A 23,135-nucleotide genomic window follows, 5' to 3' on the forward strand; every position below is an offset into this window, starting at 1 on the left:
TTATATATACACAGCTATAAAAGAAGTGCATGAAAAACATCATTATCCAATAAATTCTCTATGCAAAATAAGCAATGTAAGTAAAAGTGGTTACTTTAAATGGTTGAAACATCAAAAAACTTTTAACGATATAAAAAACGAAAAAATTGCTAATATTGTAGAAAAAATACATGATGACTATCCTGATAAAGGCTATCGCCGCATTAGAGATGATTTATACAGATATTATAGTATAAATGTAAATGATAAGAGAATATTACGTATTTGTCGTGTACTTCAAATTAAATCAACTATAAAATATAAAAATAATGGATGTACAATTCAAAATCAACATCCTACATATACAACAGAAAACATTCTTAATAGAAATTTTAAAGCTGATGCACCTGATGAAAAATGGCTAACAGATGTATCAGAATTTCACTACTATGTAAATGGAAAAAAACATAAACTTTATCTAAGTGCGATTCTAGATCTTTATGATAGAAGAATTGTTGCTTATACAATCGGAGATTCAAATAATACAGAACTAGTATATAGCATGTTTGATTTTGCCGTAAAAAATAACCCAAAAGCACACCCAATTTTTCATTCAGATAGAGGGTATCAATATACTAATAGAACATTTCATTCTAAATTGGTAGCCGCAGGCATGACACAAAGTATGTTTAGAATAGCTAGATGTATTGATAATGGTCCGATGGAAGGTTTTTGGGGGATTATAAAAAGAGAGAGATATTATGGAAAAAAATTTAATAGCAGAAAAGAATTGGTTGATATGATAGAAAATTATATGGATTATTATAACAATTCAAGATTACAAAGAAAGTTAGGTGTATTAACACCTTTTGAAAAGCATGAAGAATTTTTAAAAGTAGCATAAAAATATCCAGCAAGGAAAATACCTTGCTGGATGATAAATTTAACTTTTATTTATTTTGACAGTCCACTCTACGGGTAGCAGTTCACGCAGCTTATTTGCGTATGCTTGAAAAGCTACGCTTAAATAGGGCGAAGTTCGAAGCCTGGAGAGATTAATTATATACTTACTTAGAAAATCTAAAAGGAGATGCCGAAGAAAAAATTTTCGACATCTCCCATTATATATTTATTCATTTCTTAATGCTTTAACTGGATCCTCTTTTGCTGCCTTTCTCGATGGAATTATTCCACCTAAAAGTGTAAGCACAATACTTATCATTATAAGTACTATCCCTGCCCAAAGAGGAAGAGCCGCATTCATATTAGTCTTTCCAGTAACATTGTGTATCACCTGATTTATCGGCACAATCAAAATCAAGCTCACAACAATACCTATAATTCCCGCAAGTGCCCCAATGATAAACGTTTCAGCATTGAACACCTGAGAGATATTTCTCTTAGAAGCACCTATCGCTCTAAGTACACCAATCTCTTTTTTACGCTCAAGCACACTTATATAAGTGATAACGCCTATCATAATTGACGAAACAACAAGCGAAATTGCTACGAACGCAACTAAAATATAACTTATAGAATTTATAATACTTGTAACAGAAGACATCAAACTTCCCACCATATCAGTGTAAGAAATCACCTTGTCCTCATCTACTTTTTCCATATCCTCGTTGTATTTATCTAAAATATCTATAACTTTTTCCTTTTCTTCAAAGTCCTTAGGATATATAGAAATCATAGAAGGATCGTCCATTTCAGCATAACCTAATTTCTTAATATTATTGTCAAAAGTATCCTGTTCTTGATACATACTAGCAGTCATAACTTCCATCATTTCTTCCTCAGACATATCGACATTCATCGCATCTGCAAACACACTCGCATCAAAACTAAACGCATTTGCCATACTCTGGCTAAGTTTTCTCATAGATGCGGTGATTTCTCTTTCAATAGTTGCTGAGATAGAACCTGTTGCAGAGCCCATGTATTTCTGAAGAACTGCATATATCTGCTGCTCAAGATTATTTTCCTTTGAAATAGCATCTAAATGACTTCCTGTAATATTCTTACAATCGGCTGTATTCAAATACTCAAGGAAATATCTTCCTATTTTCATAACATCTGCTACATTATTGTCAGTTATAAATTTCTTATATTTTTCAATAGCAGCCTGTAAAATCTTGTTCATCTGTTCCTGAGTTAGCTTGATTTCTCCGTTTGTTTTGATAGCTTCTTCAACCATCTCAGTTACCATTTTTTCAAGCTCAGGATCTTTAAAATAAGATTCTATAATTCCCTGATACTTAGTAAAGTCCATATCCTTGTTTTCCTTTAGATAAATCAAATATCCATTTCCAACATCTTTTATTAGACTATTTATCTGCTCAGGAGTTATTTTTATATTAATCTGATTTATAATATCAGAAGGTTTTATACTAGGCATAGAAATCTGGCTAAATAAGTTATTTAAATTGCTAAAATCTGCATTAATCCGATTTGGATTTATGCTAAAAGCAGATGCAAATTTTGAAGTATCTACATTAAACATAGACTTCATATCAAAAGCAGATTTTGAAGTATCTTCAAATCCCTTGCCAGTAAATACGTTTGTATCCTTGTCAGCTAGCTGTTTTTTAACAATCTGACTTTCAGAAGCTTGTTTTATAACGTGGTCTTCAAGTTCTGGAGTGTAGTATATCGCTGGCATAAGCATTCCCATGCCAGATGAACCTTTCTTAGGCTGAACAATTCCAGTTATTTTAAGAGTTTCCCCTTCTTTAACTAGTTTTTTCATATACGCATCGTTGTTTCTCTTGTCTTTCCAAACATTGTAGTTTGAATCGTATTCGTAGTAATCTGTTGCATTCACTAATTTAAACTCTTTTCCAAGAACATCTTTGTAAGAGTATCCGCTCTCACCTTCAGGAACGATTACTTCCTCTTCTTTAGCAAATTTATCAACCATTTCATCGAGTTCTTTAGGATCTCTCAGATTAAGTGCATATAAATAATAGTCGCTAATTCCACCATCTGCAGTAAGTACTAGCACACATTCGTTGTATTTTGTAGGCCATTTTCCAGCTTTTACTTCATACTGGTTTCTGTAAAGACTCTTGTTTCTAGGCATTTGATAGAATATGTCAGTACTCATCATACTAGAAACTATACTGTTTGAAGATGCTTCAGATCCAAGCCCCATAGAATTAAATGACTTATCTGGATGCACCTGTCTAACTTTTTCTGTGTTAGTGCTGTAAATCTGAGGCACGACATCATAAGAATACTCTACAGCATTTGTATGCTTTGCTATTTTTGATTTATCTGAGTCCAAGAATTTCTTTAGAGATTTTAAATCATTTGAGCCTACAGTAGAGAACATTCCACTTACCATATTTTCAACCTTCATATCTTTTTTATCATCGCTGCCTTTAGACTCAGAAGAAGCCCCAGACATTCCAGTGAGCATCGACGTGAAATCATACCCCGCCTTTTGAATTTGCAGTGGGTATTCTGATAAAGTCTTTTCCTCGATATCTGCAATGTAGTTGTTTACACCGTTTGATAGTGATAAAATCAGTGCAATCCCAATTATACCAATGGATCCAGCAAATGCAGTTAAGAATGTTCTTCCTTTTTTAGTTTTTAAGTTGTTAAAACTAAGTGAAAGAGAAGTAAGTAATGACATAGAAGTTTTTCCCATATTTTCGTGTACTGCTTCATCTAAATTTCCATTATCTTCTATTATAAATGGATTTGTATCTCCACATATTTTTCCGTCTTTTAATGTGACGATTCTTGTAGAATATTCGTAGGCAAGCTCTGGATTGTGCGTTACCATTACGACCAATCTGTCTTTGGCAACTTCTTTAAGTAAATCCATAACCTGAACACTTGTGTCTGAATCAAGTGCCCCAGTTGGTTCATCCGCAAGAAGTATATCAGGGTCATTTACAAGTGCTCTAGCAATTGCAACCCTCTGCATCTGACCACCTGAAAGCTGATTTGGCTTTTTATGAATATGGTCTATAAGTCCAACTTTTTCCAAAGCCCGTATAGATTTTTCACGTCTTTCAGATTTTGTTATCCCAGATATTGTAAGTGCTAATTCGACATTAGATAAAATTGTCTGATGCGGAATTAGATTGTAACTCTGGAATACAAATCCTATCGTGTGGTTTCTGTAGGAATCCCAATCTCTGTCCTTGTACTTCCTCGTCGAAATTCCGTTTATAATTAAATCTCCATCGTCGTATCTATCCAAACCACCAATAATATTTAGAAGTGTTGTTTTTCCAGATCCGCTTGGTCCTAAAATAGAAACAAACTCGTTATCTCTAAGATTTAGGCTGACATCATCAAGTGCCTTCTGAACTAGAGGCCCTGTTCTGTATTCTTTGTGTATGTTTTTAACTTGCAGCAAGGTTAATCACTCTCTTTTCTGTAAATTAATGTGAATTAAAATATTGTATATTTAATCGTTTTAAAAATAATATTCATTTTAATATAACACGATTATTTATAATATTATTATATATCCTAAACTAAAAAAAATATATAAAAAAAGCACTTAATTAACAAAATTAAATGCTTTTTTATTACCAATCTATTTATAAATTTACAAATTTTGTCGCAATCTTCTCAGCAAATGTAGAATCGTGTTCGACAAATATTATCGTCGGCTCGTATCTAAGTAGCAGCTCCTCAATCTGAATTCTAGAATATATGTCTATATAATTTAGTGGCTCATCCCAAACATATAGATGTGCTCTCTCAGATAAGCTCTTTGCTATTAGTACTTTCTTTTTCTGCCCTTCACTAAAACTAGACATATCATTTTCAAATAACTCCCTAGAAAAATCTAATTTTCTTAGTAGTGATTTAAACAGCGACTCATCTAATCCATTCTCTCTAGCAAATTCAGATAAGCTTCCTTTTAAGAATGATGTATCCTGAGATACATAAGAAATCTTAAGTCCACTTCCTATAGATAAAAATCCTTCTATGCTATATCCTTCTTTTTTATCAGAACTTTCAATTCCTATTTTATAATCTATTTCTCCGATTAAGATTTTTAAAAGAGTAGATTTTCCACATCCATTTTTTCCAAACACACAAACTCTATCTCCCTTTCTTATATCGAATGTCAAATTCTCAAACACATTTTTATCTGAGTTAGGGTATTTAAAAGATAGCTTATCTGCAGTTAACAGAACATTTGTTCTATATCCGTCAAATATGAGCTTAATGTCGTCATACTTTTCTATATTGTGTAGCAGCTTATTTTTTTCTTCAATTGCTTTAAGCTGTCTATTTTCAATGCTTTTAGACCTTTTCATCATCTTTTCAGCCTTGTGTCCAACATATCCTCTATCTGGTTTTGAGTCCATATCGGCAGTCATTTTCTTACCTTTCTCTGCTCTAGATGACCAAACATTTGTTCTATATGCGGATTTTTCGAGCCTTTTTATCTCAGATTTTAGCTTTTCGTTCTGTGCTAACTCGAAATTATCCTGCATAATTTTATTATTCCACCAAGAAGTGAAGTTCCCTGCTTGAATTTCTATGTTCGTTTTGTTTATAGAAATGATATGATCACAGCAATTATCCAAAAGTTCTCTATCGTGTGACACCAAAATAAAGCCTTTTTTAGATTTTAAATACTCTGAAATAATCTTCCTAGCACCTACATCTAAGTGGTTTGTAGGCTCATCCAATAATAGGAACTTATTTTCAGAGATAAACATTGCTGCTAATAGAACTTTTGTTCGCTCGCCGTTCGATAAACTTTCAAAAGGTCTGTACAGAACATAATCATCTATCCTAAGCAGAGAAAATTCTCTGTAAATATCCCAGATTTCATCTGTTTTGCATATTTCTTCTACTATTTCTATCGTATCTTTTGAAATATCTTCTACTTGATATGGAAAATATCCAAACTCCATATCGCATGAAATACTTCCTTTATACTCTAATTTGTTTAATAAGATATTCAAAAATGTAGTCTTTCCTCTACCATTTCTTCCAACAAATCCCAATTTCCAATCGGAATCTATTGTAAAACTTACATCCTCAAATATATTTTGATAACTTCCTGGATATGAGAAAGTTAAATTATTTACTTTTATCATTGTCATAAAATCGCCTCCTTTATTTTGTTGAGGCAATATTGGATTTATATAATTTTTTTGATTTATTATATGATTTTTTTAATGAAGTTATTTATTATTTCATTAAAATAACTATAATTATCGTAGTTGGAATTATGTCCTGCATTTGGAATTATTTCAATAGGATAGTTTTTACTTTTATTCCATAATTCATTATATTTTTTAACATATCCTACTTTATCACAATCACCATAAACTAAAAGAACTGGACATTTTAATTCAACATTATCATGAGTAGCAAAAGAATTGTATATTTTATCTGATGTAACAAGCATATTTTTCTTACCAAGTTTTATCAAGGAATTATACATATTTTTTCTGCCGTTATCAGTAATAGATGCTTGCTTTGAAGATATTTTACAATAATAGTTATAAGGATAAAAACTTGCAAAAGAGCTAAAATGCTTAACCCAAAATAGATCTAAACTTTTATAATTATCCTTTCCAAGTGGAGATGTATCAACACCTATAAAACAAGCAGCTTTTGAGTCTATATTAGCTAGTTGTTGTGCAAAATATCCTCCAGCAGATTGACCTACTACTGCATATCTTGAAATATCTTCATTTTCAATTAATTTTGCTAAATCACTAGCTGCATTATCTATTGAAAAATCATTATATCCAATTGATTTACCATGAAGTGGTAAATCTATAGTTATTACTTTATAATCTTTAGAAAAAAATTCAACTTGCATATTAAAAAGGGTATGGTCAACTGTAAGACCATGTAAAAATACAATTGCATTAGAAGAATTATTTTCGTTAATCCAATAATATATATTGCCTCTATCTGTTTTTATACTTTTTTCAATCATCTTACATCTTGAACCTCCTTGTTATATAAAAAAATAACGTATTTCACAACACTATTTGATAATAACATAAAAAAACAAACTTGTCTACTTAGAGAAATTTTTGTAGGCCAACACAAATTAATTTGCATCGACAATTCTGCAAGCGACACGCAACTTATAAATGTGTTACATAAAAGTGCGTGTCGCTGAAGCCTGGAGAGCAAATAATTGTGTTGAATGCAAAATTTGTTGTTGAAAAGAATTGCGACACTCCTCTTCTTTCTTATTATAATCTATATCCTTTTTTGTATACCTCGCTCATAGGAGTTTTTTCATAGTCCACCTTACTTCCATCAAATATATCCAATTCTTTAACCTTACTCTTTGCAGAAACAACAGTCCACTTTCCATTTTTCTTTTTAAGATTTAAATCTATATCAGAAATTCCTCCACCTCTAGCAGAAGGCTGAGTAACTAGAACTTTTTTACCAGTTTTTTCGTTCTTAAACTCATGCTGCTGAATAGTTATATGTGTATGTCCAGCAACTATTGCATCAATTCCTTCAACAGTTCTCGCAATTTCCTTCACTTTATTTCCAGGATGTCTAGGCTTTTTAGGCTCCTCCCCAGAATGGACTGTAAGTATTACGACGTCTGGATTCTCATTTTCTTTTATGTATTTTGTCCATTTATTTGCTTCCTTCACTAAATCATCAAGTCTATACTGGTTATTGTACTGCTCTAAAGAAGCTAAACTATAATCACCTGTGTAAGTTGGTCTTTCTTTACCTTCTTCCCATTTATATGGCTCGGCAACCTCAGGAAGTGTAAGTCCAAGAACAGCTGCTTTTATAGTATTTGGACCTTCTTTAATTTCCTTAACTATATAAGGTTTTACAACGTTTTTATTTGTTTTATTATTGTATAGATTTGCTGAAAGTACTGAAATATTAGCCTTATTAAGTTCATTTACTAAATAATCAAATTCTTCTTGGCTATTTTCTACAAATTCGTGATTACCTAAAGTAACTGAGTCAAATTTCATTTTTTCTAAATCCCTTATTAAAGGAGCTTGACCTTGACGAGGCTCTCCAATCTTTTCAACTATCATATCTGGTATATCATCACCGTTTATATCGCTGTCTGTTTCATTGAATCCATCCCCATCTAGATCCTTTCCATAGAATCTTACTCGTCCATTTTCATCAAATGTAGGTCTAGTTCCATCAAACCATTCCTGCATTTCATAAGTTTCTGATCCCCAAAAATCTCCAGAGTCGACAACTAAATCAGCTCCACCATTTTTTCTTTTATCCTCTACGTATTTTATCATTGCCCTTGAAGTTGCACCATGTATGTCTGTAGTCCCAAGTACATTTATAGATGCCTCATGTGTTTTTTTATAGTATGCAGCACCACCAGCACTAGCCAGAAGAACTGCAACCAATCCTATTGCTACGTATTTTTTGTTCATTATATACCTCTTTCTAATTATATTCTTGATTTTAATTTACTTTTTTAATTATATACTAGTTATATTTATATTAGAAGTAATTCAAATCTTTCTTTAAGTAATCTTTAGATTAATTAAAATTTCTTTATATTTATTTTATCAGTTTAGAATTAAAATTTGTTGATTATTGTATGAACGGTAGTTTTTTATGTATATAATGCAAAAAAACTCATATAATTTTAGATAATAATTTCTAAAATTATATGAGTTTTACCAAAATATCAGATTTTATATTATAATAATTTTTATTTTTTATAAACTAGATAATGTTAAAATGAACTGAGTTATCGCAATTATAAAAGCAAAGATTGTCAACTGATATCTAAATTTAGACATTTTATAAGTTTTATCTTCTATATCTTCTTCTGCTTTTACAGTTTTGATATATTGTAGTAATTCATCTATATCTTTTTTACTTTCTATATCTTCATTAGCTTTTAAAAAAGCAGTAAAACATACTATTTCATCGTCTTTTAAATTTCCTATATTTTCCATAAGTTCTACTTTTGCTGATGAAACACTACTGTAGTAAAGAAGAAGTATGACTATATAATTTGAAATGTTTTTAAACATATCATATCCCATAGAATAATCTATGCTTTCTATTGAAGATAATTTATCATATAGGAATAATAATATTAATAAAGTAAGTATTTTTATTAAATTTTTTATACTTTCTCTAGAACTTTTTAAATCTAAAAAAGAATTTACAATATCTCCATAACAGTCATCTTCTATATCCATTTTTTTATATATACGATTTTTAAAAATATTTAAGCCCTCTTTAATTATTATTATGCAAGCTAAAAGTAATATTAACAGATTTAAAATTTTATCTGCAATTAGTATAGTCTTTTGGCCTGTTCCATCAACAATTATGCTGAATTCTGCTAGTCCAGTTAATATACCTTTTTGTGTGAAACCGTATTTTATCCCAAGAATCACAAAAAATATAGCGACAATTCCAAAAGCTAGATAGGTGATTTTATATTTTTTAAAATTATTTTTTATCCTCTGCAAAATAAATCCCCCTTTTTGTAAGTTCTTATATTAATACAAATAGGATAACATATTTTGATAAATTTGTAAATAAACACTTTTAACAAATTAATTTTATAAAATAGTAAAATAAAAAAAGAGCAAAGAAATTATTAATTATTATAATAACCTTGCTCTTTTTTACGTTTCTATGTTATTTTAAATTTTTATTTTTTTAACTTCTCAATCTCTGATTTTAATTCTTCAATTTCATTTTTCAATACACTTATCTGATACTCAGATTTTTCAAGCATTATACGCATACTTCTATTCAAAGAGAATATATTGCTCTTCAATAAGTTGATTGCATTTGTGTATTCTGGATAATAATCATTACCATAATCTGCAATAGGTATGATAAATCTATCTGTTTCATCAATATATTTAACTAATTTTTCATAAGGGAATGAGTATAATGTTGAGCTATTATGAAGTCTATCGCTCAATTTTATTAAAAGAGCTTTTCCATTGTTCTTTATTCCATCAAAATATACCTGGAGTTCGTCATCTGATATTCCAGATTCTTTGGTAAGTATTGTGATTATTTCTAAAACCTCACGAGATAATCCGTACTCAGTTACAAATTCCTCTCCGTTATCTTTTAGCTTATCCTGGCAATCTTCTAAAACATCGTGAAGAAGTGCAGCTGCTAAAATAGTATCGTCTTCTATTCCACAAGAAATCAAAGTATTACATACTTTCAAAGGATGCGTTATGTATGGATCTCCACCTCGTCTGTATTGTCCCTCATGCAATCTTTTTGCCAAAGATAGAGCAATTATAGTCTGCTGAAAATTCTTTGCAACAGCGTATCCTTTTATAAATAAATATGTTTTTATGTATTTGCTTTCTTCATTTATTTCAAAGTCGCTTTTTGTATTTTCGATATTTTTTATTTCTGACATAGTTAACTCCCTTTCCTCAATATAAATACTGGGTTGGAAATAAAAATACCCAAATTGAATTAATTTTAAACATATTTGTAAAATTTATAATTTTATAGTTAACATAATAATATTATGTCGCTTAATTTTAAAATAATAAAAAAACACCTCAAAAAACGACCTTTTAAAATCGTTTTTAAGGTGCTTGTAAAATCTTTCTCTTGTGTTTGATTGTCGAAAAAATAAATTCTTTTAAAATCTAAAATAAGAGCTTATATTAGGGGTAAGCTATTTTTAGTTCACAAGATTGATATTTTGCTCGTTTATTAGAGGATATGCGCATAAATTTGAGCTATCAAGATTTTCTTTATTCATATCAACTGCATTTATTTGACTATTGTTGTATGTTTTATAGTAATAGATACCTTCATCTATATTGCAGCATGATGAATATATTGTTTTTTCGTATTTTCCATTGCCTAAATCACAAAGACCGTTCTGCTGCTCAACAGATCCTAAAATATGGAAAAATTGGGAAACACTTTCATCTTCAGAATGCCCTGCTACAGAATTTAGTTTTGTAAATGCAGCTTTTACAAAACGTGACATAGATGATAAGTCACCAGGCATTCCAATACCTCCCATCCCACGACTATAGATATCCATATCAACTTTTTCTGAAAATAGATTTTTTGGATCTTTTGTTGATATGTTATGATAATTGTTTAAGTTGAACATTTGATAGTCAAAAGTAGGGCTATTTGTCATAACTCCTATTGGATTGTCGTATATTTTTAATCCATCTTTTACGCTTTCAACTACTATACATTCATTTTTGTCTGATATCATCCAGTGAAGTGGAGATAGTGGGAGCTGATTGTTGAAGTTTATATTCACAAGATTTAGATTTTCTAGTGATTCTCTAGCTTCCTTTATTGTAGCAAAACTACCTAAAATCCATGGAATAAGTTCAAATGGAGATATGTTTATTTTTCCCTCTATAAAATCTCCATAAAAAGCATTTTGAGGGAAGTTCAACCCTGCTATACTAAGCCCTTTTTCATTAGTTGCATCGTAATATAGAGGATAATCGTCTATTACCGCAGCTACTCCTATAAAGGCATAGTGAGTTTTAAGAATACCTTCTTTTCTAAATTTAAACTGGAAATTTCTAGGTGTTACCACCACTTTTTCCCCATAAGATATATCATAATCGAAATTTCTACCAAAATAATGTGCTTTTGTTTTATAAGTTATTGCTGTACACATATTGACCCCCTTGAAATAATAGAGTTTAGTCTATATTATTTTTCATCTCGCAAAATCATTACCTTTAATTACAGTTTCAAATATATCACTGTTGTGTAACGAATCTATGAATTCAAAGAGTGTTATATATGTATTTAATCTTAGTATGTGTAATTAATGTGTTTATTTAAGTAAGAATTCTCTACTTGCTTTGTCTATTTCTTGCTGACTAACTCTTATGTACTTCTGAGTAGTTGCAATACTTGTATGGTTCAACAGCTCTTTTATAAGCTCAATATTTCCATTGCTTTTCTCGTATTGAAGTGTAGCATACAACTTTCTGAAACTGTGTGTACTGATATTTTCTAGTCCAAGATAATTTGTAATAATCTTTAACTGCTGCTGAACATTTCTTATCCCAATATCAAGTAAATTATCATTTAACCTAAGTCCATTCTCTATAGCGTAATCCTTTACAATATCAACAATCTCAGGATTAATCTCTCTGTACTGAAGCTTACCGGTTTTCTTCTCTGTAATCTCAAGCCTACTTCCTTTGAAGTTTTTTATCTTCAATCTCTTTATATCAGAAATTCTAAGCCCTAAATTTGTTTCTAAAAAAAGAGCCATCTTCACCTTTGGATTTGGCCTAAAAGTCCTCTTCCTATTCTCATGATCCCTATACTGAAAACCACTATCCAACAAATCCATAATCTGACTATACTCATAAATCTCTAACGGTCTCATACTATCCTCCTTATACATATAGTTAACATAATATTGTTATGTTAACTATATGTTTGTATCCTTAATAATCTAGTATAAATTTATTTCATTTTTATAAACTACTAAAAAATATGCTTTGAATTTAGTAACTTCTCAAATGGTGGTTTGAATCAAATTTTCTAATCAATACAATCAACTTATAGTATTGAATCTTATAGACAAAACGCACTCGACAATCTGCAGACGTGGGTTTTAATTGCAACAAGATAATTTACATACACGCACGTCGAAGCCTGGAGAGAAGTTTGTCTATAAGTTCAATACGCAAATGAGTATAAAAATTAGAAAATTTGATTCAACCACCATTAACTATATAGTAACATAAAATGCGCTTTTTATCAAAATAAACTGCGTGTTATTTTTACGTTCAAAAATCTTCATTCCTGAAACCCAGTGTTTCCAACGGTTACAATATAAACTGCGCATTTTATAGATTATACGCAGTTTTTATACTTTCTCAAATTTCGATTTTAAGGACACAAAAACAATTAAAGGATAGTTTATATTAACACATAAAAATAACCTCTTAGAATCGAATCTAAGAGGTCATAATTTTTCTGCTATTTTTTACATTTTATAGTCACTAATTATTAAATTGTGAGTTGTATAAGTTTGCGTAGAATCCATTTTCTTTCATAAGTTCGTTATGGTTTCCACATTCTATTATATTTCCGTCTTTTAACACAAGAATTTTATCTGCATTTTTAATTGTAGATAATCTATGTGCGATTATAAAGCTTGTTCTTCCTTCCATTAGGTAGTCCATAGCATCCTGTATATTTTTTTCAGTTTTTGTATCTATTGAGCTAGTAGCTTCGTCAAGTATAAGAACTTTTGGACCTTTTAAGATTGCTCTAGCAATTGTTAGAAGCTGCTTTTCACCCTGAGATATATTGTCGGCTTCTTCATCTATCACAGTATCGTATCCATTTGGAAGTGTAGAGATGAATTCATCTGCATTTGCGTATTTACAAGCCTGTTCAATTTCTTCATCAGTTGCATCAGGTTTTGAAAATCTGATATTTTCTCTTATACTTCCTGTGAATAACCAAGTATCCTGAAGTACCATTCCTATATTATCTCTTAAAGTACGTCTATTGATGTTTATTGAATCAATTCCGTCTATTACAATACTTCCGCTGTTAGGATCGTAGAATCTCATAAGTAGGTTGACTATTGTAGTCTTACCAGAACCTGTAGGCCCGACAATCGCAACAGTCTCACCTTTTTTAGCATATAGAGAAACTCCATGAAGTACTTCTTTTTTACCATATCCAAATCTTATATCTTTGAATTCAACATTTCCATCAAATATCATTTCTTTTACTTCGACATCTGTTTCTTCTTCATATTCTATAAATTCATGAATTCTGTCCATTGCAGATAATGCCGACTGAATCTGAGATGATAACTGAGACACCTGTGTTAGCGGTTCATTTACCTGCCAGATAAATCTAACAAATGCTTGAAGCTGACCAACAGTTATCACACCACCTATTGCGTATATTGTTCCTATTACAGAAACAACACCTATTGCAAGATAAGTAAGTAAAGATAAAAGAGGCGACATTAAATATGATAAGAACTGTGCTTTATAAGCAGTTTCTCTTATATTTTCGTTGATTTTCTCAAATTTCTTTACTGATTCTTCCTGTTTACCAAAAAGAATTATTTCATTATATCCAGAAAAACTTTCTGTTACATTTGCACTAAGATCACCAAGTGCACGCTGATGAACATCGAAACTTTCCTGAGAAACTTTTGCTATCTTTTTGATGATAATATAAGAAATTGGAATTATAACTAGTACGCACAATGTCATAACTAAATTTACTCTAAACATCATAAATATAGCAAAACAAACCATAAGTACACCACTTATTACATTCATAAATGTCTGCTGCATTGCATTTGAAATCGCATCTATATCGTTTGTTATTCTACTCAGTATATCTCCCTTTGGATGAGAGTCAAGAGTTTTAACAGGAAGTGCGTTGATTTTTTCTATACATGCATTTCTTAAATCTCTCATTGTGTCCTGGATAGAATTTGTTATACAAATCATACTTATCATCTGAGCAGCTGTTTTAACAGCATATATAAATAGAAGTAAAATGATAATTTTTACGACATTTTCCATGTGGAAACGAGCTCCTGGAACGCCTTTAGCTATATCCGTTACATCTTTTAATATACTGTTTGTAATCATCCCTTCAACGTTTGGAGAAGTTACCATTGCAGCACAAGTTACAACAAGCATAACTATCGAAATTATAAACCCACGTCTGTAAGGTTTTAAATATTTCAATAGAGTATTTATAGACTCGAATCTTTTAAACTTCTTCGCCATAATCTATCGCCTCCTCTCCAATCTGTGACTCAGCAATATTTTTATAAAGAGGGCAGTTTTTCATAAGATCCTCGTGAGTCCCTACTGCTTCTAATTTACCATGATTTAAAACTAAAATCTTATCTGCATCCATTATAGTAGAAATTCTCTGAGCTACTATAAACATAATTGCATTTTTAGTTACAGGTTTTAATGCCTTTCTTAAAGCTGCATCTGTTTTGAAGTCTAGTGCTGAGAATGCATCATCGAAAATGTATATATCTGGTTTTCTTATAACCGCTCTAGCTATAGAAAGTCTCTGTTTCTGACCTCCAGATAAATTAGCAGCATTTTCTTCTATTACAGAGTCAATACCATCTTCTTTACTTGCTACGAATTCTGTAGCCTGAGCTAAATCAAGAGCTTCCATTATTTCGTCGTCTGTGGCATCAGCTTTACCAAAACATACATTGCTTCTTATAGTTCCCTTGAATAAGAACGCCTTCTGAGCGACAAAACCAATTTTTTCTCTCCATCTTTCAACATCGAAGTCTTTTATATTTGTGTTGTTGTACATAATTTCTCCACTAGTACAATCAAAAAGACGTGGAATTAGTTTAGAAAGAGTACTCTTACCAGAACCTGTGCTTCCTACAATTGCTATTGTCTGACCTGTTTTTGCATCAAAAGATATGTTATCTAATATCTTTTTACCTTCTTTTTCATATCCTATATTATTGAAAGAAATAGTATTTATATCTTTGTCAACTATTTCAGCTTTAGAATCGTTTACTAAAGAAAGCTCTTTATTAAGAACAGAATTAATTCTCTTTGCACTTACATTTGCTCTTGGGTACATCATAAATACTGTACAGAAGAACATCATAGACATCATAGCGTGGAATAAATAGTCTAGGAAAGCGACCATTCTACCTACTTCTAGTGCGTTCTGACTTACAAGATTTGCTCCAAAGTAGAATATCCGGCATACAGCAATATTCATAACTAAGAAGAATATTGGCTGAGTAAGCTGCATTATCATAAATAGGCTCTTAGAGTTTTTAGTGAAGAATTCATTAGTTTCTAAGAATTTTTCCTGTTCAGTGTGTTGTCTATTGAAAGCTCTGACAACTCTAACACCAGTAAGACTTTCTCTAGATATTCTGTTCATGTCGTCAAGTCCTGCCTGCTGTCTTTCAGATATAGGTCCTGTAACCTTTGCAACAAAGATAACACCGATAATTATTAGAGGTATAGTCGCAAATATTACAGAAAATAGCTGAACACTAGATCTGTAAGTAAGGAAAAGACTTGTAACTAGCATAACAGGGGTCATAAGTGCTGTTCTTAAAAGCACGTTTACGAATAACTGAATTTGGAATGCATCGTTGTTTACTCTAGTTATAAGGCTCGCTATCTTAAATTTGTTGTATTCTTCATGTGAAAAGTGTTGTATCTTTTCATACATATCCTTTCTAATATCGTGTGTGATACTAGTTGAAATTTTGGAACAACAATAACCTAAAAGGATTGTTCCAGATACTCCAAGTATTGAAATTCCAGCCATTTTTAAACCTTCACCGTATAGATATGCTTTGTTTCCTGTAGATACACCAAAGTCTATCATATCAGCTAATATTGTTGGAATTCCAAGCTCTGTAAGGACAAACCCGAATACAGAAATTATATTGATGCAAACTAGAAGTTTGTATTTTTTCATATAATGTAAAATAAGTCTCATAGCATCATTCCTTTCTTAAAATATTAAATTGTCTAATTATTATGTTATAGTATAAGGTTACTTTATAGTCAATAGTAAATTGTGTCAATTAATAATATATTGTAAATAGATATGTGTGAATTGAAATTTCAACATTTGTAAAAATAAATTTTAAATATTGATTATAATTTTAATATGTTGTAGTATAAAAATAACGATAAAAAAAATAAATTTTCCGTATTATTTTTGATAAATTTTAGAAAATATTTTAAAGTGATTATATTAATTCTATAAATAAAAGGAGTTGATTTTGTGAGTAAGGAAAAATTTCTAACTACAGGAGAGTTTGCAGCTCTATGTGATGTTCCTAAACACGTGTTATTCTACTATGATGAGATAGATCTTTTTAAACCTACATTTTGTGATGAAAAGGGATATAGATACTACTCTTATTTCCAATATGATACATTTATGATGATAAACACACTTAAAACTCTTAAAATGAGTTTAGATGATATAAAGATTTATATGGAAAAGAGAAATCCCGATATTTTTATGGATTTATTGGATGAAAAGGAAAAAGAGATAAACAAAACTATAAAGCATTTAAAGAAATTAAAAAAACATATAGAAGTTCAAAAATTTGTAGCAGAAGCTGGAATGGAGTATTCTAGATTGGAATATAAAGAAGGAAATATTTTTATTGAGGAATTAGATGAGGTAAATCTTCTTTTGAGCGGAAATTCAAATGATGCTATTAATACCAGTTTCAGCGAATTTGTTATCGAGTATGCAAATTTTTTAAAGAGCAATAACTTATCTGCTCATCAAAAAATTGGAACAATGTTTCAAATTGATTTGCTAAAATTAATCAATACAGATACAAATTCGGAATTTACTTATTTATATACTTATACTAATAAGAAGAAAGGAAAAAATATCTATACAAGAAAAAAAGGAAAATACTTATCAGGAATACATATTGGTCCATACGAAAAATTAGATGAAACTTATAAATCTATTTTGGATTATGTAGATGAGAATAATATAAAATTAGGTAAATTTGTATATGAAGAATATCTAATTACAGATTTATCAGTTTCAGACCCAGAGCAATACGTTACTAAGATAATATTTGAAATCAAAGAATAGACTAAAAAAGCTGCTGCAAAACTTGCAACAGCTTTTTTCCTATTTATTTCCTTTTATAAATACTGGTGACTCTATATCTAATGAATCAAAATCTGCTTCATATACTACTTTATTTTTTTCTATATCAAATATTTTAAGTGTAGATGTATTCATTCCAGCTATGTTCATTTCGTCACTTCCCATTGAATCTGCATTTCTAAGAAGATTAGTCTTAACTGCTGAAATATAGTATATCTTACCATCTAAAAGCATCATTCTTGAATCATCAGCAGTACTACCTACAAATCTATTGTTGTATCTTCTTTGAGCCATGATACTATCAATTTCTAAATTAAGCTTTTCTTTATTTTCTAGCTTCAAAGTTTCTAAATCATAAGTGATTTTGTACAGATGTTTATCTTTTGCGTTTCCAGTGTATATGATAAACTTATCATTAGTATTTTCATAAAGGAACATAGTATCTATATCTTCAAATCCGTCATTAATTTCTATTCCTCTTAATGGAAGAGGTTTTAAGAATTTATTAGATTTAAAATCATATCTAAGTAGAGAGTTTGATACTATATCTCCTTCTTGCGCACTTATGTTTCTCATCAATATGTATATATATTTATCGTTTGAATTCCAGCTTTGTACAAATAGATTTGGAGATAAATCTGCAGTTTCTTTAAATGTATTTAATATTTTGTAATTTTCTTTATCAAAATCAAGAGAAAGTACAGATACAAACTCCTCACTTGATGAAACTAATGCGTAGAATTTACCATCTTTTTCTATAAAATTAGTTAAGTGTGATATATTCTGAGTATCTTTTTCCTTTATAGGAATTTTTTTGTCTACGGTAGATCCAGACTTTTTATCGTATATTTTAGCAACTAGAGAAGATTTTTCATCCTCTATTCTCTGTGATAAGAAGTAGATTTTATCTCCTACTGCTAAATCATATGTATCAAATATATTTTTCTTAGTTAAATCTATGTACTCTTTTAGCCTCATATCTGAGCTTAAAAAGTTTCTAGTTAAGAAATGTTTACCATATTCTATATTCTTGCCATCTTTGCCAAATGTAGCAAATCTTGTTCTTCCTGTTATATTTTTCTGAGATACTAGCGAAATATCTCCCATCTCTTTAATATCCCCTGTCTGAGATATAGGCTTCATAACCTGGCTCGAGCTAATCTCAAACCCAGCAGTTATTGCAACCATTGCTACGAGAACAGAAGATAGTATCATTTTCCGTCGTTTTGTAATTTTCATCGTTCTGCCCTCCTAAAACTCTAATCTTTTTAGAATATATTTAGATCCAAAATATCCTACTACTATCGAAATAACAGCCATATATATGACCTCTGTTTCATATACTAATATGAAAGACATAAACAGCATAAATACGAATATACCCACACTTACAACAACAGACATGAATTTTGCAAATCCGCTTTTATACATACAAAATCTATTTATTAAAAATGCAAGTGCTATTAAAGATGTATTTGCTGCAACAATTAGCACATCTGTAACTAAAAAGTTTCTAAATGTCATAGGCATATAGATTGCTGTTGCTAGACTTGAGTACATCATAGCAGTGAATGGGTTCATATATACTCCACCCTTCATAACAAATGGAGCTACTATACAAACTAATATTGTAATTGCTATGAATAGAATTAAGTTCATATAAAACATAGTAACTGCATTTAAGAATTTTACTATGAATATATGATGTCTTTCCTGAGGAAGCATCATTATTGTGTATATGCTCTTATGTCCTGATGTGTACTCTCTCATCCAGATAAAAGCTGCATAAATAACACCTACAGCAAGTATCGTAATTCCAAATCTTTGCATATCTAATATTGTAACCGCAGTTGTACTAGTTCCTAAGTCTAATCCTGCTGATGATGCATCAACATATAAATTATTGTATTTTACAATCGCTACTATATATGATGCTATCCAAATCAAGCTTTGTATAACAGCTACAATCATATAATCATGTTTGCTTTTTCTAAGCTCATTACCGAAAAGATACAGTATATTATTACTCATTATATCCATCTCCTTTCAGTTGAATTTCTATATTATCAGTGTAGCTTGAACCTGTATTAGTTATTCTACCTTCAAATTTTATTTTGCCAGAATTTCTATCTAATATTCTAAATAGCGATGGTGATGATACTCCTGATACAGTCATTTCATTAGGATTTGTTGTATAAATTTCCGAAATAACATAAACTAAATTATCGCCATCTACGTATATGTCTTTTACTGGATAGTCGTAATCTGTAATTTTGCTATTTGTCTTATATTCGCTGTAGCTTTTTACAGTCATACTTTCTACATCAATATCAAAAGAATTTATCATGTACTGATCTAATCTTTTCCCATCTTTGCTTGATAAGACATTCCGTAGACTAAGTACTCCGTCATTTACTGAATATCCAAAGCTATCACCTAATTTAAAATCTGTTCTTTTAATTGAAGAGTAGCTTTTCTTAGCTAAATCGTATTTAAAGAATACCACTTTTTCCTGGTTTACATTTTTTAGATTGTAATCCTCTGCAAGATATACAACCTTTCCATTATCCATAAATGTGTCGTATATTGATATTCCACTTGCTCCAAGTCCTTTATAATTGAACTTGCTTTCTGTAGTTATATCTAATGTTTCAGGATTTAGCTTTAATACTTCAAGCTGCGTACTTGAATCATCCATTGTATAGCTTATAAATAGAAGTATATTTCCATCTTTTCTACAAGCATAGTTTAAACTAGGATTGAATCCTTCTCCTACTTCTACAGAATCTTTTACTTTCCCAGATTTAGTACTTCTATTTAATTTGATCATAACCTTTTCGTATTTTGTAGAATCTATATCTGCAACAGATGTCTGATTTTCACTCTCTGCTACATCCATATCCTTTTCAGGTATATATTTTTCGTTTTTAGCTTTTAGTATTACTATTTTATTTGTAGAATTGTCTGGTGTACTCGAAACTTCTGGAAAATCTTGATAAAGTCCTACATACGCTATCATATCATGAGGATCTTTACCTACCTTTGTTATTAAGGCATCCTGCGTATCAGAAGATTGTTTTAGTAATTTAACTTTTGAAACGACCCCTTCTTTTCCGATAGAGTATTTAACTTTTGAATATTTCCCATCTGCTTTATCTAACTCAGCATATATTCCATTCATATCTTTTAAACTACCCTTTATTGCCGAAATATTTATAGTATTGTGTCCATCTTTTGCAAATATAATCATAAAAGCTGCGATAGATGCAATTATTCCGACGGGTATTATTTTTGATTTTAATTTTAATTTCATAATAGCCCTCCTTTACACGCTCATTTTCCTATTAGAAAGAAAATATGAAATCGCTGTGCATATTATCGAAACAATAACAGCTACTATAATATTTGCAACAATTATATTATCAGTTATACCCATATTCAATAACACCTGATAAATTTTAGAACTTGCACTTCCTGTATTTATTCCTAAAATAGCTGCAATAAATACAAATATTCCTAAAGCTACAAATCCTGCAGTTTTGTTTTTCATGCTCATAATTATTATCATAAGTGTAGATATTACTGTTATTCCTACAAATACAAAAAGTATATTTTCTATTAGGAAGTCTACTCTGTTTGAGCATACAAACAATGTATCAGATGCAAATGAAAGATCTGAGTTAAATGATGAATCTATGATATTGCACTTTGATGCAAATACTGCATTAAATATTAGCTTTGATATAAATAATGCTATTGTTTCACAAACCATAACCATATATACGAAAAATAATGAATTCATCATTTTTGCTACATATATTTTCATCTTGTTTCCAGGAATCATCATATAAGTGTATATATTTTTATGGCTTCCATTCCAATCTTTTAACCATATTGCAGCTGTGTATAAAATAGCTCCCATTACGCCTAAAGATAATAAAAGATGAATAATCATATTGCCTTCAAGAATCATAGCCCCATAAAATACTCCGCCGATTTGATTTCTATACATTTCTGTTAATTCGTATGTAGTAGCTGACATATATATGTAGTATCCGTTAACAGCTATGATAGATACCAATATTGTGGCACAGTATATAGCATAGAACTTTAAATTCTTTCTTAGCTCTATATTTGAAAGTGCCAGTGTTTTACTCATTTTGGTATACCTCCCTCATCTTTTCAAGAATTGATAGGTTTTCTCTTTCTCTAAGTTCTTCTGCATTTATGTTCATTACTAATTTTCCTTCATCTATGAAGATTACATCATCTACTATGTTTTCTATGTCTGATATTTCGTGAGTAGTGATTACAATAGCCTGATCTTCATTCATGTATTCCGGTATTAAACTTATAAACTCTTCTCTTTTGAAGAAATCTATTCCTGAGAATGGTTCATCTAGCAGTAGGTACTCTGGCTTCTGAGCAAATCCTATTATTAGTTTTACTCTAGCTATGTTCCCTTTTGATAGGTTGTCTATTATATCTTCTTCATTTAATCCGAATATTTTTAGCATTTCCTCTGCCATTTCAGAGTCCCAGTTTTTGTAGAATACTTCCATAAACTCGAACATTTCTGATATTTTTGTGTTTGCGAAGTGTATGTTTATATCTGGAACAAATGCAACCTTGTTGTAGCTATTCTGGTTGAATTTTTCTCCGTCGACAAGCACTTCTCCTGAGTCTGGTTTGATAAGTCCAGCCATTATTTTCATAACTGTTGTTTTACCAACACCATTTATTCCAAGTAAGGCTGTTACCTTACCTTTTTCTATATTGAAACTTACATCATCTAGAGCTTTGAATTTTTTGTATTTTATTCCACTCAGCTTTCTAAATGATCTGCTGACATTTTTTACTTCTAACATTTTGTCCTCCTCTTCTGCCATAATCAATAGCCTTTAAAAATAGATTGGCAAAATTTTTATACGAATTTTAGTTATTTTTAGTCGTAAAATCTTTCTATTAGTTTTATTATTTCTTCTTTTTCAACCTTTATTGATTTCATATCCTTGATAAATTTTTCAAGAGATTCGTTAACCATCTCAGCCTTTAGAGATGCTATTATCTCTGGGTTTGATGTTATTCTGCTCTGATGGTTTCCAAATGTTGTTATTAATTCCATATCGCCCATCTCCTTATATGCTTTCTGTACTGTGTTAAGATTTACTTTTAAACTTGATGCCATTTCCCTTCTTGATGGAATCTCATCTCCTGGCATTAATTCCCCTATTATTATTCTTCTTTTTATATTTTTTATTATCTGTAAATATATAGGAGAGCTTGAGTCTATTTCGAAATACATAAATTCTCCTTTCCGAGGTGTACTATTTATGTGGTACACTTCTTATAAAAAATTTTTTCCTCATTTGGCTAGCGTATTATCTGTGTAGTACACACTAGGTAAAAATAATTGATAGAAGTACGGCAGCTCCTATCACGATTGTGTGGTGAGATTTTAATTATTTTTATCTCGATGTACTACACAGACAGTACACTTTTTTGAAAATACTTTTGCTATTAACTGTATTATAATGGTAGTACACCTA

Annotated in this window: 18 protein-coding genes; 2 read left to right on the forward strand and 16 right to left on the reverse strand. The window is 30.4% G+C overall.

Annotated features, from left to right (window positions below; genetic code table 11):
- On the forward strand, positions 1 to 883 hold an 883-nt coding region (locus DWX74_RS06550), incomplete at its 5' end, for an IS3 family transposase (protein ID WP_286164249.1).
- A 225-nt stretch (positions 884 to 1,108) separates the two neighbouring features.
- On the opposite strand, the gene DWX74_RS06555 is transcribed toward DWX74_RS06550, so the two are convergent.
- From DWX74_RS06555 to DWX74_RS06600, 10 genes are all read right to left on the reverse strand, one after another.
- A complete protein-coding gene (locus DWX74_RS06555; RefSeq protein ID WP_118549254.1) occupies positions 1,109 to 4,357 on the reverse strand; it encodes an ABC transporter ATP-binding protein/permease in 3,249 nt (1,082 codons plus the stop codon).
- Between the two features lie 187 nt (positions 4,358 to 4,544).
- A complete protein-coding gene (gene abc-f, locus DWX74_RS06560; protein WP_118549255.1) occupies positions 4,545 to 6,071 on the reverse strand; it encodes a ribosomal protection-like ABC-F family protein in 1,527 nt (508 codons plus the stop codon).
- A gap of 59 nt (positions 6,072 to 6,130) precedes the next feature.
- Positions 6,131 to 6,919, reverse strand: coding sequence for an alpha/beta fold hydrolase (locus DWX74_RS06565; protein WP_118549256.1), 789 nt, complete (start codon positions 6,917 to 6,919; stop codon positions 6,131 to 6,133).
- 265 nt (positions 6,920 to 7,184) lie between these two features.
- Complete coding sequence (locus DWX74_RS06570) at positions 7,185 to 8,372, reverse strand: metallophosphoesterase (RefSeq protein WP_118549257.1); 1,188 nt, start codon at positions 8,370 to 8,372, stop codon at positions 7,185 to 7,187.
- Positions 8,373 to 8,663: 291 nt separating this feature from the next.
- Positions 8,664 to 9,431, reverse strand: a complete 768-nt coding sequence (locus DWX74_RS06575) for a hypothetical protein (RefSeq protein WP_118549258.1) — start codon at positions 9,429 to 9,431, stop codon at positions 8,664 to 8,666.
- A 185-nt stretch (positions 9,432 to 9,616) separates the two neighbouring features.
- Positions 9,617 to 10,354: an HD domain-containing protein gene (locus tag DWX74_RS06580; protein ID WP_118549259.1), complete on the reverse strand. Its 738-nt coding sequence runs from the start codon at positions 10,352 to 10,354 to the stop codon at positions 9,617 to 9,619.
- Between the two features lie 273 nt (positions 10,355 to 10,627).
- Positions 10,628 to 11,602, reverse strand: coding sequence for a choloylglycine hydrolase (gene bsh, locus DWX74_RS06585; protein WP_118549260.1), 975 nt, complete (start codon positions 11,600 to 11,602; stop codon positions 10,628 to 10,630).
- 162 nt (positions 11,603 to 11,764) lie between these two features.
- Positions 11,765 to 12,328: a tyrosine-type recombinase/integrase gene (locus tag DWX74_RS06590; RefSeq protein ID WP_006439502.1), complete on the reverse strand. Its 564-nt coding sequence runs from the start codon at positions 12,326 to 12,328 to the stop codon at positions 11,765 to 11,767.
- A 622-nt stretch (positions 12,329 to 12,950) separates the two neighbouring features.
- Positions 12,951 to 14,717, reverse strand: a complete 1,767-nt coding sequence (locus DWX74_RS06595; protein WP_118549262.1) for an ABC transporter ATP-binding protein — start codon at positions 14,715 to 14,717, stop codon at positions 12,951 to 12,953.
- A complete protein-coding gene (locus DWX74_RS06600) occupies positions 14,701 to 16,437 on the reverse strand; it encodes an ABC transporter ATP-binding protein (protein ID WP_118549263.1) in 1,737 nt (578 codons plus the stop codon). Before DWX74_RS06600 ends, DWX74_RS06595 begins: the two co-directional genes overlap by 17 nt.
- Positions 16,438 to 16,728: 291 nt before the next feature.
- Here DWX74_RS06600 and DWX74_RS06605 point away from each other — a divergent pair, with 291 nt between their 5' ends.
- Entirely contained in the window at positions 16,729 to 17,568 is an 840-nt protein-coding gene (locus DWX74_RS06605; RefSeq protein WP_118549264.1) for a MerR family transcriptional regulator, read from the forward strand.
- 39 nt (positions 17,569 to 17,607) lie between these two features.
- Here DWX74_RS06605 and DWX74_RS06610 read toward each other — a convergent pair whose 3' ends face one another.
- The 6 genes from DWX74_RS06610 to DWX74_RS06635 all read right to left on the reverse strand — a co-directional run bounded on the left by DWX74_RS06610 (position 17,608) and on the right by DWX74_RS06635 (position 22,891).
- Positions 17,608 to 18,825, reverse strand: a complete 1,218-nt coding sequence (locus DWX74_RS06610; protein WP_118549265.1) for a hypothetical protein — start codon at positions 18,823 to 18,825, stop codon at positions 17,608 to 17,610.
- A 12-nt stretch (positions 18,826 to 18,837) separates the two neighbouring features.
- Complete coding sequence (locus DWX74_RS06615) at positions 18,838 to 19,617, reverse strand: hypothetical protein (RefSeq protein ID WP_118549266.1); 780 nt, start codon at positions 19,615 to 19,617, stop codon at positions 18,838 to 18,840.
- The gene (locus DWX74_RS06620; RefSeq protein WP_118549267.1) at positions 19,610 to 20,899 is read right to left on the reverse strand and encodes a hypothetical protein; all 1,290 of its coding nucleotides are present in this window, start codon (positions 20,897 to 20,899) and stop codon (positions 19,610 to 19,612) included. The genes DWX74_RS06615 and DWX74_RS06620 overlap by 8 nt, the downstream gene beginning before the upstream one ends.
- A 12-nt stretch (positions 20,900 to 20,911) precedes the next feature.
- Positions 20,912 to 21,745 carry a hypothetical protein gene (locus tag DWX74_RS06625; protein WP_118549268.1) on the reverse strand — a complete coding sequence of 278 codons (834 nt, stop codon included), beginning with the start codon at positions 21,743 to 21,745 and terminating at the stop codon, positions 20,912 to 20,914.
- Positions 21,738 to 22,454: an ABC transporter ATP-binding protein gene (locus DWX74_RS06630; RefSeq protein WP_199647592.1), complete on the reverse strand. Its 717-nt coding sequence runs from the start codon at positions 22,452 to 22,454 to the stop codon at positions 21,738 to 21,740. The genes DWX74_RS06625 and DWX74_RS06630 overlap by 8 nt, the downstream gene beginning before the upstream one ends.
- Before the next feature lie 77 nt (positions 22,455 to 22,531).
- Positions 22,532 to 22,891 (reverse strand): GntR family transcriptional regulator, encoded by a 360-nt coding sequence (locus tag DWX74_RS06635; protein ID WP_006439511.1) that lies wholly within the window; start codon positions 22,889 to 22,891, stop codon positions 22,532 to 22,534.
- Positions 22,892 to 23,135 lie beyond the last annotated feature (244 nt).

The sequence above is a fragment of the Peptoclostridium sp. AF21-18 genome (genome assembly GCF_003478825.1).
Classification (GTDB): Bacteria; Bacillota; Clostridia; order Peptostreptococcales; family Peptostreptococcaceae; genus Peptacetobacter.

What these genes read in the sequence shown, in the direction of transcription:
- abc-f (WP_118549255.1), bottom strand. Translation starts at nt 6,071, where the DNA reads ATGACAATGATAAAAGTAAATAATTTAACTTTCTCATATCCAGGAAGT.
- DWX74_RS06565 (WP_118549256.1), bottom strand. Translation starts at nt 6,919, where the DNA reads ATGATTGAAAAAAGTATAAAAACAGATAGAGGCAATATATATTATTGG.
- DWX74_RS06570 (WP_118549257.1), bottom strand. Translation starts at nt 8,372, where the DNA reads ATGAACAAAAAATACGTAGCAATAGGATTGGTTGCAGTTCTTCTGGCT.
- DWX74_RS06580 (WP_118549259.1), bottom strand. Translation starts at nt 10,354, where the DNA reads ATGTCAGAAATAAAAAATATCGAAAATACAAAAAGCGACTTTGAAATA.
- bsh (WP_118549260.1), bottom strand. Translation starts at nt 11,602, where the DNA reads ATGTGTACAGCAATAACTTATAAAACAAAAGCACATTATTTTGGTAGA.
- DWX74_RS06590 (WP_006439502.1), bottom strand. Translation starts at nt 12,328, where the DNA reads ATGAGACCGTTAGAGATTTATGAGTATAGTCAGATTATGGATTTGTTG.
- DWX74_RS06595 (WP_118549262.1), bottom strand. Translation starts at nt 14,717, where the DNA reads ATGGCGAAGAAGTTTAAAAGATTCGAGTCTATAAATACTCTATTGAAA.
- DWX74_RS06600 (WP_118549263.1), bottom strand. Translation starts at nt 16,437, where the DNA reads ATGAGACTTATTTTACATTATATGAAAAAATACAAACTTCTAGTTTGC.
- DWX74_RS06610 (WP_118549265.1), bottom strand. Translation starts at nt 18,825, where the DNA reads ATGAAAATTACAAAACGACGGAAAATGATACTATCTTCTGTTCTCGTA.
- DWX74_RS06615 (WP_118549266.1), bottom strand. Translation starts at nt 19,617, where the DNA reads ATGAGTAATAATATACTGTATCTTTTCGGTAATGAGCTTAGAAAAAGC.
- DWX74_RS06620 (WP_118549267.1), bottom strand. Translation starts at nt 20,899, where the DNA reads ATGAAATTAAAATTAAAATCAAAAATAATACCCGTCGGAATAATTGCA.
- DWX74_RS06625 (WP_118549268.1), bottom strand. Translation starts at nt 21,745, where the DNA reads ATGAGTAAAACACTGGCACTTTCAAATATAGAGCTAAGAAAGAATTTA.
- DWX74_RS06630 (WP_199647592.1), bottom strand. Translation starts at nt 22,454, where the DNA reads ATGTTAGAAGTAAAAAATGTCAGCAGATCATTTAGAAAGCTGAGTGGA.
- DWX74_RS06635 (WP_006439511.1), bottom strand. Translation starts at nt 22,891, where the DNA reads ATGTATTTCGAAATAGACTCAAGCTCTCCTATATATTTACAGATAATA.